Annotated in this window: 8 protein-coding genes; 1 reads left to right on the top strand and 7 read right to left on the bottom strand. The window is 67.2% G+C overall.

Annotated features, from left to right (window positions below; all coding sequences use genetic code 11):
* Positions 1 to 78: 78 nt before the first annotated feature.
* A complete protein-coding gene (locus ACTZWU_RS10305) occupies positions 79 to 360 on the top strand; it encodes a DUF6525 family protein (RefSeq protein ID WP_444737272.1) in 282 nt (93 codons plus the stop codon).
* On the opposite strand, the gene ACTZWU_RS10310 is transcribed toward ACTZWU_RS10305, so the two are convergent.
* The 7 genes from ACTZWU_RS10310 to trpS all read right to left on the bottom strand — a co-directional run bounded on the left by ACTZWU_RS10310 (position 357) and on the right by trpS (position 15,043).
* Positions 357 to 1,631 carry a glycosyltransferase gene (locus ACTZWU_RS10310; protein ID WP_444737273.1) on the bottom strand — a complete coding sequence of 425 codons (1,275 nt, stop codon included), beginning with the start codon at positions 1,629 to 1,631 and terminating at the stop codon, positions 357 to 359. The genes ACTZWU_RS10305 and ACTZWU_RS10310 overlap by 4 nt on opposite strands.
* Complete coding sequence (locus tag ACTZWU_RS10315) at positions 1,628 to 2,881, bottom strand: peptide deformylase (RefSeq protein ID WP_444737274.1); 1,254 nt, start codon at positions 2,879 to 2,881, stop codon at positions 1,628 to 1,630. Before ACTZWU_RS10315 ends, ACTZWU_RS10310 begins: the two co-directional genes overlap by 4 nt.
* Complete coding sequence (locus tag ACTZWU_RS10320; RefSeq protein WP_444737275.1) at positions 2,878 to 9,807, bottom strand: SDR family NAD(P)-dependent oxidoreductase; 6,930 nt, start codon at positions 9,805 to 9,807, stop codon at positions 2,878 to 2,880. The genes ACTZWU_RS10315 and ACTZWU_RS10320 overlap by 4 nt, the downstream gene beginning before the upstream one ends.
* A 47-nt stretch (positions 9,808 to 9,854) precedes the next feature.
* Positions 9,855 to 10,373: a hypothetical protein gene (locus ACTZWU_RS10325; protein ID WP_444737276.1), complete on the bottom strand. Its 519-nt coding sequence runs from the start codon at positions 10,371 to 10,373 to the stop codon at positions 9,855 to 9,857.
* A 62-nt stretch (positions 10,374 to 10,435) separates the two neighbouring features.
* Positions 10,436 to 11,806, bottom strand: coding sequence for a Hint domain-containing protein (locus tag ACTZWU_RS10330; protein WP_444737277.1), 1,371 nt, complete (start codon positions 11,804 to 11,806; stop codon positions 10,436 to 10,438).
* A gap of 379 nt (positions 11,807 to 12,185) precedes the next feature.
* On the bottom strand, positions 12,186 to 13,556 hold the full coding sequence (locus tag ACTZWU_RS10335) for a Hint domain-containing protein (RefSeq protein ID WP_444737278.1): 1,371 nt from the start codon (positions 13,554 to 13,556) through the stop codon (positions 12,186 to 12,188).
* A gap of 452 nt (positions 13,557 to 14,008) precedes the next feature.
* Positions 14,009 to 15,043: a tryptophan--tRNA ligase gene (gene trpS / locus ACTZWU_RS10340; RefSeq protein ID WP_444737279.1), complete on the bottom strand. Its 1,035-nt coding sequence runs from the start codon at positions 15,041 to 15,043 to the stop codon at positions 14,009 to 14,011.
* Positions 15,044 to 15,067 lie beyond the last annotated feature (24 nt).

The raw sequence follows: 15,067 nt of genomic DNA on the forward strand, positions 1-15,067 counted from the left end.
GCGGCGGCGTAATTGATACAAGATAACATTACGCGAATCCGCCATGACCCGAACCATGCCCCGCCAGAGGCCCGCACGATGAGCCGACGCAATGTCAGGACCTCCCTGCGGGCGCGCCGCCATGCCGATCCGATGCGCGATTACGATGCCTTGCCGCTGCCCCTCAGGCGCTGGCTGTCCCAGGCCCGCCTGCCTTGGAGCCCGCGATCGGTGCGCAAGACCTGGGCGCGCGCCCTGTCGCGCCATCAGGGCGACGCCGAACGCGCGCTGGCAGCGCTGGACCGGGCCGAGGCGCGGATGCTGTCGCGCGACATCGCCCGGATCTGGGGCGCCGACCACCCCAACCTGGCCGAGACCTAGCGCCCGATCATCGCCGTCAGCAGGTCGCGTTTCTGCTGAAAGACCTTTCCGGCCTCATGCTGGTCAAGGATGCGGCGGCGCGCCTCTTGCCGCAGGGCGGCGGCCTCGTCCGGATTGTCGAAGGCCCAGGCGATCATCTCGGCGATCTCGTCGGGGTCGTCCATGTCCACGATGATGCCGTTCTCCATGTCCTCGACCATCTCGGTCACGGGCGCGGTGTTGGAACCGATGATCAGCGCCCCGATCGCCAGCGCCTCGGACAAAGACCACGAGGTCACGAAGGGTTCGGTGAAATAGACATGCGCGTGCGAGGCCTGCAGGACCTTCACATATTCCGCGCGCGGGCGCATCGAGTTTACATGGATGCGGCTGTGGTCCAGTTCCAGTTCGGCCACCATCCGCAGCCACCAGCTGTCGCCCGGCGGAAGCTGCTGGCCATAAGAGACGCTTTCATTGGCCAGGATCACCGTGTCGAAATCGTCGCGCTGTCGCTGCAGACGCTCCAACCCGCGCAGGAATTGCGGAAAGCCGCGCAGAGGCTCCATCCCGCGGGTGGCATAGGTCAGCACCTTGCGCCCCCTGGGCAGGCGCACCCAGTCGAAATCGATCCGCGCTTCGGGGTCGGGGCTGTGCTTCTCGCAATCCACCCCGTCCGAGATGACCCGCACCTGCGCCCGCAGCTTGGGCGGAAAGCGGCTGGCCTGAAAGCGGGTCGGGCACCAATTGTCGTCGGCCAGATCGAACTCGCCGCCGATCACCAGATTGCGCATCCGGTCGCCGACCATCTTGGTGAAATCGGCAGGCAGTTCGGCGCGCTGCTTGTCCCAGTTCCAGTCGCCGTAATACCATTCGTGATAGGCGATGTAACGGCAGCGCGGCCAGATCTGCTTGACCGACAGGCCGACGCCCCAGCCGACATGCGCCATGACGATGTCGGGGTGATAGCCCTCGTCATGCAGCATCCGGTCCATCAATTCCGCCCCGCCAAGGCAATTGACGGCCGCGTAATCCAGCGGATGCCGGAAATCGTGCCGCGGCAGGCCAAGGTTGCGGGGGCGGAAATGGCGGATATGGACGTTCCCGTCCTGTCGGTCCGGCCCGTCCCCCGCCATGGCAAAGGTGACGTGCCAGCCCTGATCGGCCAGCCACTTGCCCAGAAACTCGAACTGGCCGAAACCGCCGCGATGCAGGAACAGGGCCTTGGGGGCGGCCCCTTCCGAAGCGATCGCCGGAACGGGCGGCGCGTCGTCGTTCGGGGGCAGGGCGGTCATGTCGCCGACCCGTCCTGATCCTGGCCCGTCGGCGCGCTGACGCTCAGCGCGGCCAGATGGCGGGTGATACCGTCGATCTCGTGCTGGCCGGCGATGGCAAGGACGCGGGCCGTGGCATTGTCAAGCGCCGGGCGCGAATGCACCCCGATCAGGATCACGCCGCCCTCATGGGGCAGCGTGGCCACCGCGGGAAAGACGACCGACATCGCACGCATCAGCTCTGCGTCCGGGTCCGGCGCGGTGATGAACAGCGCGCCGCCATGCCCGTTCAGGGCCTTGCCCAGACGGCGCAGGTTCGCGATCCGGTCGGTCCCGCCAAGCGCCGCATGATCCGAGGCCAGCACCACGATGTCATGGCGTTCCGACAGATCCAGCGGCATGCCGTCCTGATCCGTCGCGGCCTCGGTCACCGAGGGGACAAGCCCCATCAGGCCAAAGGCATTGCGCGGCCAGTCCCGCGCCGCATGCCGAACCCGCGCCCGCGCCACCAGCGACAGCAGCGACACGATCACCGGTGCCGCCATCGGCGACAGCCACAGCGCGCTGCGCAGCGTGGTCATGGCGATGATCGCCGCCAGCAGCGCCTGATCGTCGGGCGCGACGGGCTGCAGAGGATGCAGCGCATCAAGCACGCCCGCCGGGCGCATGGCATCGTCGAGGAACTCGACCCGGTCGCTGCCCAGGGCGCGGATCGGGACCGATGCCGCCTTGGGATCGCCGCGATCGGGGGCGGCGAAGAACGCGGCCTGCATGTTGGCGAAACGCGCCTTGACCTCGGGCTTGTCGCTGCGAAGCCAGATCATGTGCGACCCGGTGATCCAGTCGAAGGGCCTCGGCTTGTCGAACAGGTCCAGACCCTGTTGCGCCTGAATGGCCAGATCGCCGTCCAGCGCGATGATTTGGTCGCGGCCCGACAGGTCCTGCCCCGTCAGCGTGATCTTGCGGGCACGCCAGACATTGCGCCGCAGCGGGCCGGTCTGGGGGTGATGCTCGCCCCGGTTCATGCGGATCTCTCCGGCGGTGGTCAGCCGGGGGTTCAGCAGATGCTGCACCCGGTCCGCCCGCTTGATCGACAAAAGCCTGACTGGAATCCCGACCGAGGGGGCCGACAGGACCTTTTCGCGATGCGCATCCAGCATATCATCGAGGATCAGCATGGCCGAGCGCGTCAGCGCATCCCCGGTGCTGGCGGCACCGACCCGCAGCCTCAGGCGGGGGTCGTCAAAGGCAAGCTGCTGGATCTGCGTCACGCGGGGCTCCCGTCATCATTCGCGGTCTCGGCGGCACCGTCCGCAGCGCCGTCGCCAGCGTCATCGGACTTGATCCGCTCGACCATGACGGCCGCAAGGCGGGCGGCGGTCATGTCCTCGTTCAGCGAGAAGGTCGTGATCGGAGTGCCAAGCCGCCTTTCGACCTCCATCCGCAATTCCAGCGCCATCAGCGAATCGAGGCCATAGCGCTTGAAGGGCCGGTTCGGGTCGAACTGGTCGGGCGACATCCGCATGATGCCCGACAGGATCGTGCGCAGCTCGTTCTCGACCATGGCCAGGGCTGCGGGCCATTCCAGCCGCTTCAGCGTCTCGACCATCTCGCCCGAAGGGCGGGTGTTCAAAGCCGATGCAGGGACCAGCGACCTGAAGACCGCCGTCTGCAGCGCGGGCAGCATCGGCGCCAGCCGCGCCCAGTTGACCGGCGCAAGGCAATGGCCGCGATCCGTGCCGGTGGCCAGCGCCCGGTCCAGTTCCGCGATCACCTCGCTGATCCGCAGGAAGCCCACGCCGTCCATCTTGGACAATTGCGCGGCGACGGCGGCGTTGCGGGTCAGATAGCCCGTGTCGCGGATCGCGCCCAGACCGATGGCCAGCGTCGGATGCCCCTCGGCGCGCAGCTGCGCCGACAGGGCCTCCATCGCGGCATTCCCGGCGCTGTAGGCTGCCTGCCCCGGATTGCCCAGATGCGCCGCGATCGAGGACAGGAACAGCACATGATCGGGCGACAGGCGGCCCGCGCGCAGCAGATCGGCCAGCGTCTGGGCGACGGCCAGCTTGGCGTCGATGACCTGTCGCGCCTCGACCCTGTCCAGATCGTTGAACAGCCGGTCGCGCAGCACCATCGCACCGTGGATCACGCCGCCGATGCGATGCCCGGCCTGCGCGCGTTCGGCGAGGAATGCCTCCATCGCCGCGCGGTCGGTGCCATCGACGGCGTGCAGGCTCAGCCGGGGCTCGGCCCGCGCCCAACGCCCGATCGCGCCCAGCCCAAGGCCCAGATCGCCCGAGCGCGACAGCAGATGCACATGCGTCGCCCCACGGTCCAGAAGCCAGCGCGCCAGCGCCAGCCCGACGCCGCCTGTGCCGCCCAGAATGACCCAGTGATCGCGAAGCGGTGCAGCGCGTCCCGTGCGGCCCGGCTGCGGCGGGCGAATGACGATCTTGCCGGTATGGCGCGCGGCCAGCATGTGGCGGAATGCCTCTTCGACCTCGGAGGCGCCAAAGACCGTCACCGGGATCGGCCGCAACCGTCCCTCGGCAAAGGCCGCCGTGATCTCGTGCATGGTCCGGGCCACGCGGTCGGGATCGGCGGCAAGGCGCTGGTCCAGATCCATGCCGTGATAGGTCAGGTTGCGCGCGAAGGGACGCAGATCCAGCTGCGAGCCCTCAAGATAATCGCGTTTGCCCAGTTCGACGAAGCGCCCGAACGGGGCCAGACATTCGACCGAACGCTGCATCGCCTCGCCATAGAGGCTGTTCAGCACCAGATCGACGCCGCGCCCGCCCGTCGCCGCCATCACGTCATCGACAAAGGACAGGTCGCGGCTGTTGAAAACCTGATCCGCACCATAAGCGCGCGCCAGATCACGCTTTTCCGGCGTCCCCGCCGTGGCCAGCACCCGCGCGCCCCGGTCGCGCGCGATCTGGATCGCGGCCAGACCGACGCCGCCCGCGCCGCCATGGATCAGCACCGTCTCGCCCGGCGCAAGGCGGGCCAGGTTGCACAAAGCCTCCCATGCGGTGACGAAGGCCACCGGCAGGCCCGCCGCGGCCTCGGGCGCGACACCGGGCGGCAAGGGCGATAGCGCATCCTCGGGCAGGATCACATGCGAGGCAAAGGCCGAACGCGCGAAACCCATGACCAGCGCGCCCTCGGGCAGGCTGGTCCCCTTGCCGCGCCGCCGCACGATACCCGCGCATTCCATCCCCATCCCGGCGCCCGAGGCCCCGGCATCGAGGATGCGTTCCGACAGAAGCCCGCGCGCCGACATCACGTCGCGGAAGTTGAGGCCGGTGGCCAGAACTTCGACCTCGACCTCGCCCTGTCCGGGGCGCGGACGCGGCGCCGAGCGCCAGTCCAGCGTCTCGAGCCGCCCGGCATCGCGCTGCCGCAGGGCCAAGGCGGGGCCGGGCGTGGGCACGTCCGAGAGCCGGCGCACACGCTCGCCGCAAAGGCTCGTGGCGGTGGCGTGGATCACCGGTTCTGCGTCGGACAGGCGCAGCAGAGGCTCCAGCGAGGAAGGGCGCTGCGCGTCATGGGCCAGCGTGATCAGCCGCAGCGCGCGGTCGCCATATTCGTTCGAGGCCGTCCGCACCGCAGAACATAGACCCGCCGCAAGCGGGCCGAAACTGGCATCGCCATCGGCATCCAGCGCCAGCACGATCAGCGGCGCCTTGTCCTGCGGCGCCTGCACCTTGAGCCGCATCAGCATCGCGGTCAGCGCCTCGGGCACGCTGTCGCCCGCCTTGTGCACATGCACCAGCAGCCGGTGCGAGGGCTTGCCGGGCGCCTCGGCCGGGTCGGGCAGCAGTGCGGCCAGATCGGCGGGCAGCCCCTCGGGCCGCGGCTCAAGCAGCAGCGGCGTGACGGGCGCGGTCTCGGGCGCGGGGATCGCCGGACCATGCGTCAGCGCCAGCCGCAAGGGCAGCGGGCCGCCATTCAGCCAGCCGGTGCGCAGGGGCGTCGGTTCTGCGGGTGACAGGTCGGGCAGGTCCAGCGCGATGGCCAGACCGCCCTCGGCCAGTGCCTCCAGGGGGGCAGGCCCGCCAAGGGACAGGACCAGATCGGCGCTGCCGGGCCGGGCTTCCTCGACCAGCAGGGCGGCCAGATCGGGGGGCAGGACCTGCGCGATCAGGCCGCGCGTCTCGGGATCGGGCGCCCAGAGCGTCAGCCCGTCCAGATCGGACCGGCCCCGCAATCGACGCAGAAGGCCCGGATCGGGCAGGCCCGTCACCATCACCGAAAGCCGCTGATCCGATGGCCAGCGCGCGGCCAGAAGGTCGATGATGCGCCCGGCCTCGGCCGAAAGCAGCCGCTGACCCAACCCGTAAAGCGCGGTGTCGCGCGGGTCGGTCCCGGACCGGGCCAGGGCCCGCGCACGCAGATCGTCCGCCAGATCGGGGCAGAGGTGCAGCACGGCGGCCAGCGCGTCGCGGTCGCCCTCGGGCGCGGCATGCAGCGCGGCCAGCGCCTGACGCAGGGGGCTGTCCAGGGGCGCGTCCTCGGCGCCGATCCGCGCAAGCGCCGTGGCAGGCCGCGCCCAGCCCTTGGGCAGGCGAACGGGTGCGCCGGGCAGACGCAGGCGGATGCGGTGATTGGCGATCTGCGTCGGCGCGATCCGCGTTGCGGCGTCCAGCCGGACCAGCGTGAATTCGCCCTCGTCCAGCAGGGCGATGGGTCTGCCCGCCTCATCCTCAAGCAGGATATCGACCAGAACCGAGCGGCGGCGCAGGCGCGTCACCCGCAGCACCGCCTGAGCGGGCATGCCTTCCGGCGCCAGCAGCCGCAGCCGCCCCATCCGCGTGGGCAGAAGGATCGCGCCCTCGCGCAGCGCATCGGCGATATCGGCGTGATCGGCGCCCGCCTTGCCCTCGATCAGCGTGCGGGCGATGGCGGCGATCCCGTGGAAAGCCGCGTCCAGAGCCGTCGGGTCCAGCGCGAAACGCTCGCCCGTGACGGCGGGGGCAAGGGACAGACGCACCGCATCGCGCCGGATCGCCCGCGCGCCTGCCATGCGCCGGAAGGCCGGGCCGTATTCCAGCCCCCGCGCCGTCAGGAAATCATAGAGGTCATCGACCGGCAGTTCCGCCCCCGCCCGCGCGCGGGCAGGCGCCGCAACCTCGCCCGAGAGGCGCCGCAGCACGCCGCGGGCCACCAGCGTCCAGGCGCTGTCGGTCAGACGCGGGCGCTGTTGCAGCGTCACCGCACCGCTGGTCTCGTCGATCATGGTCCGCAGGCGCACGCCCTCGCCCTCGATCAGGGTCGGGGCGAGGATGTCGAAATGGCGCAGCTCGACCGCGCTGTCGGGCCAAAGCTCGGTCGCGGCGCTCAGCGCCATTTCGGCCAGCAGCGCGCCCGCAAGGACGATATTGCCGCCGACCTTGTGATCCGCGATCCAGGAGGGCCGGGTCGGGGTCATGTCGGTCATCCAGACCGCGCTGTCGCGGTCGGCGCGACGGCCGACCAGATTGCGGCGGCTTTCCTCGCCCCAGGCATCCAGCCCGTCGGGCGACAGGGGGGTGCGGTATTCGGCCTCGTCCCACGGATAATGCGGCAGCGTTGGTGCCGGACCGCTGCGATTCCCGGCAAGGCGCGCGCCGTCGATGGCGACGCCCCGGCTCCAGGCGCGGGCGATCACGGCGTCGCGGGACCCGCCCTCCGCGGCCAGTTCGACCGGCAGGACATGATCCAGCGCCGCGCCGCCATAGCGGGCGATATCGCGCACATTGCCCTGGATGACCGGCGTCGGTGCCAGTTCGATCACCTGACAGGGGCCGTCCGCGCTGAGCGCCTGCAGCGTTTCCGAAAAGCGGACCGTATCGCGGGCATTGCGCCACAAATAGTCCAGCGAGCAATCGCGTGGCGCCAAAACCCGGCCAAGGGCCGCGCCGCCGACCGTCACGCGCGGGGCGGTCAGGGTCAGGCCCTGAAGGTCGCGTTCGAACTGCTCTCGCAGCGCCTCGACCTGAGGCGAGTGATAGGGGATCTCGATCTTCAGGCGCACCATCGGCAGGCGCTTGCCCGCGACCGTCACCCGCGACAGCCGCGTCAATGCCGAGGTCGGCCCGGCCACGGTGACGGAACGAGGGCTGTTGATGGCGGCGATGGCCAGATCGGGCTCGGACAGGCCCTGGATCGCGCGCTCGACATCGGCGGCGGTTGCCGCGACGACGGCCATGCCGCCCTTGCCGCGCAACTGCTCGAAGGCGCGCGAGCGGGTGACGATGATCCGCGCCGCCGCGTCCAGATCGAAGCAGCCCGCCATGTGCAGGGCCGCGATCTCGCCCACGGAATGGCCGACCACCGCGTCCATGCGCAGCCCGGCCCCGATCAGGCTATGTGCCAGCGCGACCTGATAGCCGAACAGCAGCGGCTGCGCGACCAACGGGCTGCCCAGCCGGTCGCCCAGATCCTCGGCATGCATCAGGCCGACCAGATCATCGACGCCCTGCGCCTGCATCGCCCGCGCCACATCGTCGAAGGCCGCGCGGAAGACCGGATCGTCGCGATACTGCGCCACGCCCATGCCCGGCACCTGCGCGCCGTTGCCGGGAAAGGCCAGGACGGTGCGGGCGCGGACCAGCGCGGACTGACCCAGCATCACGCCCTCGGGCGCCTCGTCCGGGATGCCTTGCGCGATCACGCGCAGGCGCGCGGGGGTCTGATCGTCCAGCGGCAAGGCCAGCCGATGCGCCAGCGAGGCGCGGGCTGCGACGGCCGCCGCCATCTCGGCGCGCAGGGCCGGATCGGCGTCCTCGAGCGCATCGGCCCAATCGGCGGCCAGCCGGCGCAGCGAGGTCTCGGAGCCGGCCGACAGCATCAGCCAGCGGCGCGGGCCGTCGATGGCGGCGCCCGGATGCAGGCGGCGCGGCGCGGGATCGCAGCTTTCCAGCATGGCCGAGACGTTCGTGCCGCCGAAGCCGAAAGCGTTCACCCCCGCCAGCAGCGGACCATCTTCGGCCAGCGGGCGCAGCGCGGTGTTCACCTCGAGATTGAGCGCCTCGAAGTCGATATTCGGGTTCGGCTCTTTGAAATGCAGCGAGGCGGGCAGGGCGCGATGCTGCATGGTCAGCAGGACCTTGGCCGTGCCGATCAGCCCCGCGGCAGGCTCGGCATGGCCGAAATTCGTCTTGGCCGAGCCGATCAGCAGCGGGTTCGTCCGCAGCATACCCATCGAGCGGCCGATGGACTGCGCCTCGACGGGGTCGCCGACCTGGGTGCCGGTGCCATGCGCCTCGTAGAAGGCCAGATCGTCCGGGTCGCGGTCGCTGCGGGTCAGGACCGCATCCATCAGCTGTTCCTGGCGCAGCGACGACGGCACCGTCAGCTGCGAGGCCGCGCCGTCCGTATTGGCCCCCGTCGCCAGAAGCCGCGCGCGCTTGCGCGCCATCATCGCCTCGGCGGTGCGGGGGCTTTGCAGGACCAGCGCCACGCAGGCCTCGGACCGGACATAGCCGTCGGCCGAGGCGTCGAAGGCCCGGCAAAGACCCGTCGGCGACAGCATGCGCGCCTGCGAGAAGCCGACAAACCCGCCGGGCGACAGAAGCGCATGGACCCCGCCGACGATGGCGGTATCGACCTGGCCCGTCCGGATCGCCTCGGACGCCTGATGCAGTGCATAAAGCGACGAGGCGCAGGCCGCGTCCATCGCATAGCTCGGCCCGCCGAAATCGAAGAAGGCCGACACGCGGTTGGCGATGATGCACAGCGTGTTGCCAAGCGAGAAGCTGGACCCCGACCGTGCCGTATCGGCGTAGTAAAGCGAAATGTTCTCGACGATGGACGATCCCACGAACACGCCGGTGCGGTCCCCGGCCAGATCGGCGGGCGAGAGACCCGCATCCTCGATCGCCTCCCAGACGGCGACAAGCATCATGCGCTGCTGGGGGTCGATATGGACCGCCTCGCGCGGGCTGATCCCGAAGAAGCTGGCGTCGAAATCGAAAAGCCCGTCCACCTGACCGGCGGCCAGCGTATAGGTCTTGCCGCGGCGGTTCTGGTGGGGGTCCAGATATTGCGCGGGATCAAAGGTCAGGCTGCGCAGCGATGTGACCGTGCAGCGTCCCTGCGCCAGCGCATCCCAGACCGCGTCGTTTCCGCGCGCCGAGGGCAGGCGACAGGACAGGCCGGTGATGATCGGGGCATCGCTGTCTGTTGCGCTCGTTTCGACGCGGGTCTGGGTCATGGATCAGGCACTTTCGAAACGATAACTTCGGGAAAACCGGCGCCCTGTCAGAGCCGCATGAAGTAATTGCCGCCCAGATGGGTGGCCCCGTTTGCCCGCAGGACCATGTCGGTTTCCTCGATGGCGATGCCCGAGACGACGTTGAACATCAGACCCTTGGATCCGCGCGGCGCCGACCAAGCGCGCACGGCCATCATGATCCGGTCCCAGATATAGCCGCCAAGCGGGGTCGAGCGGATATCGCTGCGGATATAGATCGTGTGCATGACCGTAATCCAGGTCTTGCGGCTGCCCATCATCGGACAGAAGTTGAAATAGGCGAAGGCGACAGGCTCACCGTCATATTCGACATAGACCGCGCCGTGATAGCCGGTTTCGCCCTTGAGGTCGTTCACGACCTTTTCCAGTTGCGGCAGGTCGAACGGCATGTCGGAAAAAATGCTTTCCTTGTGCATCTGACGCGCCAAAGGAAGCAGCTTGTCCAGCTCGGCCACATCCTTGCCGAACAGGATCTGCAGCTTGCGGGCTTCCGACTCAGAGATTTTGGGTTCGCTTGTCATATTCATGTGTTAGCCCACTTTGCCTGATCGAGCAAAGTGGGCCATTCGATAAAGTTGACGACTAATGCTTACGAATAGAACGGGCGGTCGTTCTTTGCGTGGCGGGCGGCCAGCGACCGTGCTTCGCGACCCTTGAGGAAGGGCACGGCGGTCTCCAGCGTGTCGGCCTCGCAGATCGCGTCGAACTCGGGGAAGATCGACCGCAGCTCGGTCAGCTGGTCATCCGACAGGAAGGACAGGGCCTGCTTGCCCGGATAGAGGCTTTCGGCCTCGATCCCCTCGACGCTGACGATCTCGTGCTTGTCGAACATCAGGTGGAAATAGGTGACGTTCTGCGCGTCGCCCTGGGTGTCGATGCCCGCATAGCCGACCAGCTGCTTGACCGGCACCAGCACCTCGGCCGAACCGAACATGCGTTCCGCGATGGCCGAGCGGATCAGCACCCGGTGCTGCGGCGAGAAGCTGATGTCGCGCTTGGGCAGGCCGTTGCCGAAGGCGCCTGCGGGCACGATGACCGGCAGCAGCTTGGGGTTGGCGCGCAGGTCCACGGCGTCCAGGCGGCGCTTGCCGATCCAGCGCAGGGCTTTCATGCCGTTGCGGGTCTGGACCAGATCGCCTTCGCGCAGGTCCTCGATCTTGAGGGTGCCGCGGGCGGTCTCGATCAGGGTTCCGGCGGTGAAGCAGACCGCGTTGATCGCCTCGAAATTGGCGAAGGTGACGCGCGAAGGCAGCGTGCTGCCGTTATCCAATGTGATTGTGCCGAAGCTGACCGTGCCGGTCAGAACAGCCGGCAGCCCGATGATGTCATTGGCATTCGTGTTGTTGAACACGTTGGTGACAATATCGACGCCGGGCTCGAAAGTGCCGTTATTATTGACGTCGATGGTGACGTTCGAGGTCAGCGTGACGGTCCAGTCGCCCTGAAGGTTCAGCGTGTCGGAGCCGGTGCCGCCATCGATCGTCATCTGCGGCGCGCCGGATTTCTGCGCCAGTTCCGCATCGCTCAGCGTCGCGGTGGAATCGCCGCCCAGACGGACCGAGTCGTCGCCCGAGCCCATCGTGACGTTGCGGCCCGCCGACAATTCCATGATGAGGGTGTCGTTGCCGGCACCCATGTTGATGTCGGTGAAGGCGCTGCGGAACAGGCTGACAGAGTCGTTGCCGCCCTCCATCAAGATGTCGTCGAATGCGACAGTCGGGCTGCCATCGCGGCGCCAGATCATGTCCTCGCCGATGAGCGTGTCGTTCCCGGCGCCAAGGTCGATGCCGACATAGCGGTTGTTGCCGCTGAACGTGTTGGTTCCGGCATTCGTGCCGGTCCGTGTGATCGTGATTGTGTCGTTGCGGAGGGGCGTGCCATCCGCCGCCGTGGCGTTGCTGACCGTGACGCCCTGCGCGACGGTGCTGCTATCAAGGGCGGTGACGTTGTTGTTGCTCATGGCGGGTTCCCATTTACACTCGGGTAAAATTTACATCGATTGATAGCGAAATAGCCGCGAGGATGGGCCTCTGTCAACGAATAGTTAATGAATCTGCCAGAAAGGATAGGGAGGCACTCAAACGGATGTGTCGTGTCCGTTTGTTGATGAAAATGAAGGACAAATCCCGTGCACGCATCATGCAAAGGTTGATATCAGGGGCTGCTTTGGAGAAGTAAGCACGCATAGGTTGCAAAATGCGCTGTAAATCTTTTACAGAGCGATTACAACTTGCCCGTTTTCAAGGCATCGCTTTCGGGGATCACCACGCAAGGTGGCGCGGGCCCCGAAAGATGGGACCCGCGTTAACTAGAATCAGGAAAGCTGGGTAAAAAGCCGCTCAGCCGTAGAACGGGCGGTCGTTCTTTGCGTGGCGGGCGGCCAGCGACCGTGCTTCGCGACCCTTGAGGAAGGGCACGGCGGTCTCCAGCGTGTCGGCCTCGCAGATCGCGTCGAACTCGGGGAAGATCGACCGCAGCTCGGTCAGCTGGTCGTCGGACAGGAAGGACAGGGCCTGCTTGCCGGGATACAGGCTTTCGGCCTCGATCCCCTCGACGCTGACGATCTCGTGCTTGTCGAACATCAGGTGGAAATAGGTGACGTTCTGCGCGTCGCCCTGGGTGTCGATGCCCGCATAGCCGACCAGCTGCTTGACCGGCACCAGAACCTCGGCCGAGCCGAACATGCGTTCCGCGATGGCCGAGCGGATCAGCAACCGGTGCTGCGGCGAGAAGCTGATGTCGCGCTTGGGCAGGCCGTTGCCGAAGGCGCCTGCGGGCACGATGACCGGCAGCAGCTTGGGGTTGGCGCGCAGGTCCACGGCGTCCAGGCGGCGCTTGCCGATCCAGCGCAGGGCTTTCATGCCGTTGCGGGTCTGGACCAGATCGCCTTCGCGCAGGTCCTCGATCTTGAGGGTGCCGCGGGCGGTCTCGATCAGGGTTCCGGCGGTGAAGCAGACCGCGTTGATCGCCTCGAAATTGGCGAAGGTGACGCGCGAAGGCAGCGTGTTGCCGTTCGACAGCGTGATCGTGCCGAAGTCGACCGTGCCGCTCAGGACGGACGGGAAGCGGATGATCTGATCGGCGTTCGTGCTGTTGAACACGCTGGTCGTGATGTCGCCGGCATCGACGACGCCGTTGTTGTTCGCGTCGATGACGACATTGCCAGAAGACAGCGTGACGGTCCAATCGCCCTGAAGGTTCAGCGTGTCGATGCCGGTGCCACCGTCGATGACCATCTGCGGCGCGCCGGATTTCTGCGCCAGTTCCGCATCGCTCAGCGTCGCGGTGGAATCGCCGCCCAGACGGACCGAGTCGTCGCCCGAGCCCATCGTGACGTTGCGACCTGCCGACAGTTCCATGATGAGGGTGTCGTTGCCGTCACCCATGTTGATGTCGGTGAAGGCGCTGCGGAACAGGCTGACCGAGTCGTTGCCGCCTTGCATCGAGATGTTGTCGAATGCGACAGTCGGGTCGCCAGCGCGGCGCCAGATCATGTCCTCGCCGATGAGCGTGTCGTTCCCAGCGCCGAGGTTGATGCCGACAAAGCGGTTGTTGCCGCTGAACGTGTTGGTTCCGGCATTCGTGCCGGTCCGCGTGATCGTGATTGTGTCGTCGCGGAGGGGTGTGCCATCCGCCGCCGTTGCGTTGCTGACGGTGACGCCCTGCACAACTGTGCTGGTGTTTGCGACGGTGATGTCGTTGTTGCTCATGGCAGTCCCCTGTTTACACTGACATAAATCCTAGATCGCTTGGGGTCGAGATGGCCGTCCGGATGCCTTTTCGTCAACGAATGGGTAATTAAACTGCTAAAAGGATGTAAAGCCTTGCGAGTGGATGGGTTTCCCTGACAGTTAACTGATAACGAAAGAAAAAATCATTTATCGCGTCGCGTTCCGGCCGGGTTTCGGTATGCCAGACAGGGAAAATGCGTAAATTGCCGTGCGAATGATCTAAACACATCTGCATCAAGGCCGTTTTCGTCCGCCGGCTTGCCGTATCGGCCGTCGCTCTGCGATGCCGATACAAGCCAAGGGCCCTGCATTAACCAGAATCAGGCCGAATCCGAGAGAGGCCGTTACCGATCTCTCGTGCGGATATGCGAATGCCGGGGCAAGGTGGCCCCGGCATTCGGTCCCGCATCGGCGGGTGATCCTTCGGGGGGTCAGGCGCGGGTGGCCAGCAGGCCCATGATCTCTTTGGTCCGGTCCAGGATCGGGCGCGCGATGGCGTCCGCGCGGTTCGCGCCGTCGGCCAGGATGCGGTCGATCTGGGCGGGATCGGCCATGTATTCGCTCATCCGGCGGGTGATGGGCGACAGGGTCTCGACTGCGATCTCGGCCAGGGCGGGCTTGAAGGCGCCGAAGCCCTGACCCTCGAACCGCGCGAGGACCTGATCGGGCGTCTCGTCGGACAGGGCGGCATAGATATTGACCAGGTTGCGCGCTTCGGGGCGGTCCTTGAGGCCGTCCATCTGGCCGGGCAGGGGGTCGGCATCGGTGCGGGCCTTGCGGATCTTCTGCGCGATCGTGTCGGCGTCATCCGTCAGGTTGATGCGGCTGGCATCCGAGGGGTCGGATTTCGACATCTTCTTCGACCCGTCGCGCAGGGACATGACGCGGGTGGCCACGCCCTCGATCAGGGGTTCGGTGATGGGGAAGTGGTTCACCTTGTAATCATGGTTGAACTTGGCCGCGATGTCGCGGGTCAGTTCCAGATGCTGCTTCTGATCCTCGCCCACCGGCACGGCGGTCGCCTGATAGGTCAGGATGTCGGCCGCCATCAGCGCCGGATAGGCCAGAAGGCCCAGGCTGACATTCTCGGCATTCTTGCCGGCCTTGTCCTTGAACTGCGTCATCCGGTACATCCAGCCGACGCGGGCCACCGTGTTGAACAGCCAGGCCATCTCGGCATGGGCGCTGACCTGGGACTGGTTGAACAGGATTGACTGCGCCGGGTCCACGCCCGCCGCCATGAAGGCCGCCGCCGCCTCGCGGATGCGGGCGCGCAGGGTGTCCGGGTCCTGCCAGACGGTGATCGCGTGCAGATCGACGATGCAATAGATCGTCTCGGCCTCGCCGCCCTGCAGGGCGGCAAAGCGTTTGAGCGCGCCGAGGTAATTGCCAAGCGTCAGCCCGCCCGAGGGCTGGATGCCCGAAAAGATGCGCGGGCGGAAGGATGCGTTGATCGGGTCGGACATGAGCGGCCTGCCTTGGAATTTTCT

The sequence above is a fragment of the Paracoccus sp. NSM genome (assembly GCF_052379855.1).
Classification (GTDB): domain Bacteria; phylum Pseudomonadota; class Alphaproteobacteria; order Rhodobacterales; family Rhodobacteraceae; genus Paracoccus.

Bases quoted from the DNA above. Each gene is read 5' to 3' on its own strand.
- ACTZWU_RS10305 (WP_444737272.1), top strand. From the start codon at position 79: ATGAGCCGACGCAATGTCAGGACCTCCCTGCGGGCGCGCCGCCATGCC.
- ACTZWU_RS10310 (WP_444737273.1), bottom strand. From the start codon at position 1,631: ATGACCGCCCTGCCCCCGAACGACGACGCGCCGCCCGTTCCGGCGATC.
- ACTZWU_RS10320 (WP_444737275.1), bottom strand. From the start codon at position 9,807: ATGACCCAGACCCGCGTCGAAACGAGCGCAACAGACAGCGATGCCCCG.
- ACTZWU_RS10325 (WP_444737276.1), bottom strand. From the start codon at position 10,373: ATGAATATGACAAGCGAACCCAAAATCTCTGAGTCGGAAGCCCGCAAG.
- ACTZWU_RS10330 (WP_444737277.1), bottom strand. From the start codon at position 11,806: ATGAGCAACAACAACGTCACCGCCCTTGATAGCAGCACCGTCGCGCAG.
- ACTZWU_RS10335 (WP_444737278.1), bottom strand. From the start codon at position 13,556: ATGAGCAACAACGACATCACCGTCGCAAACACCAGCACAGTTGTGCAG.
- trpS (WP_444737279.1), bottom strand. From the start codon at position 15,043: ATGTCCGACCCGATCAACGCATCCTTCCGCCCGCGCATCTTTTCGGGC.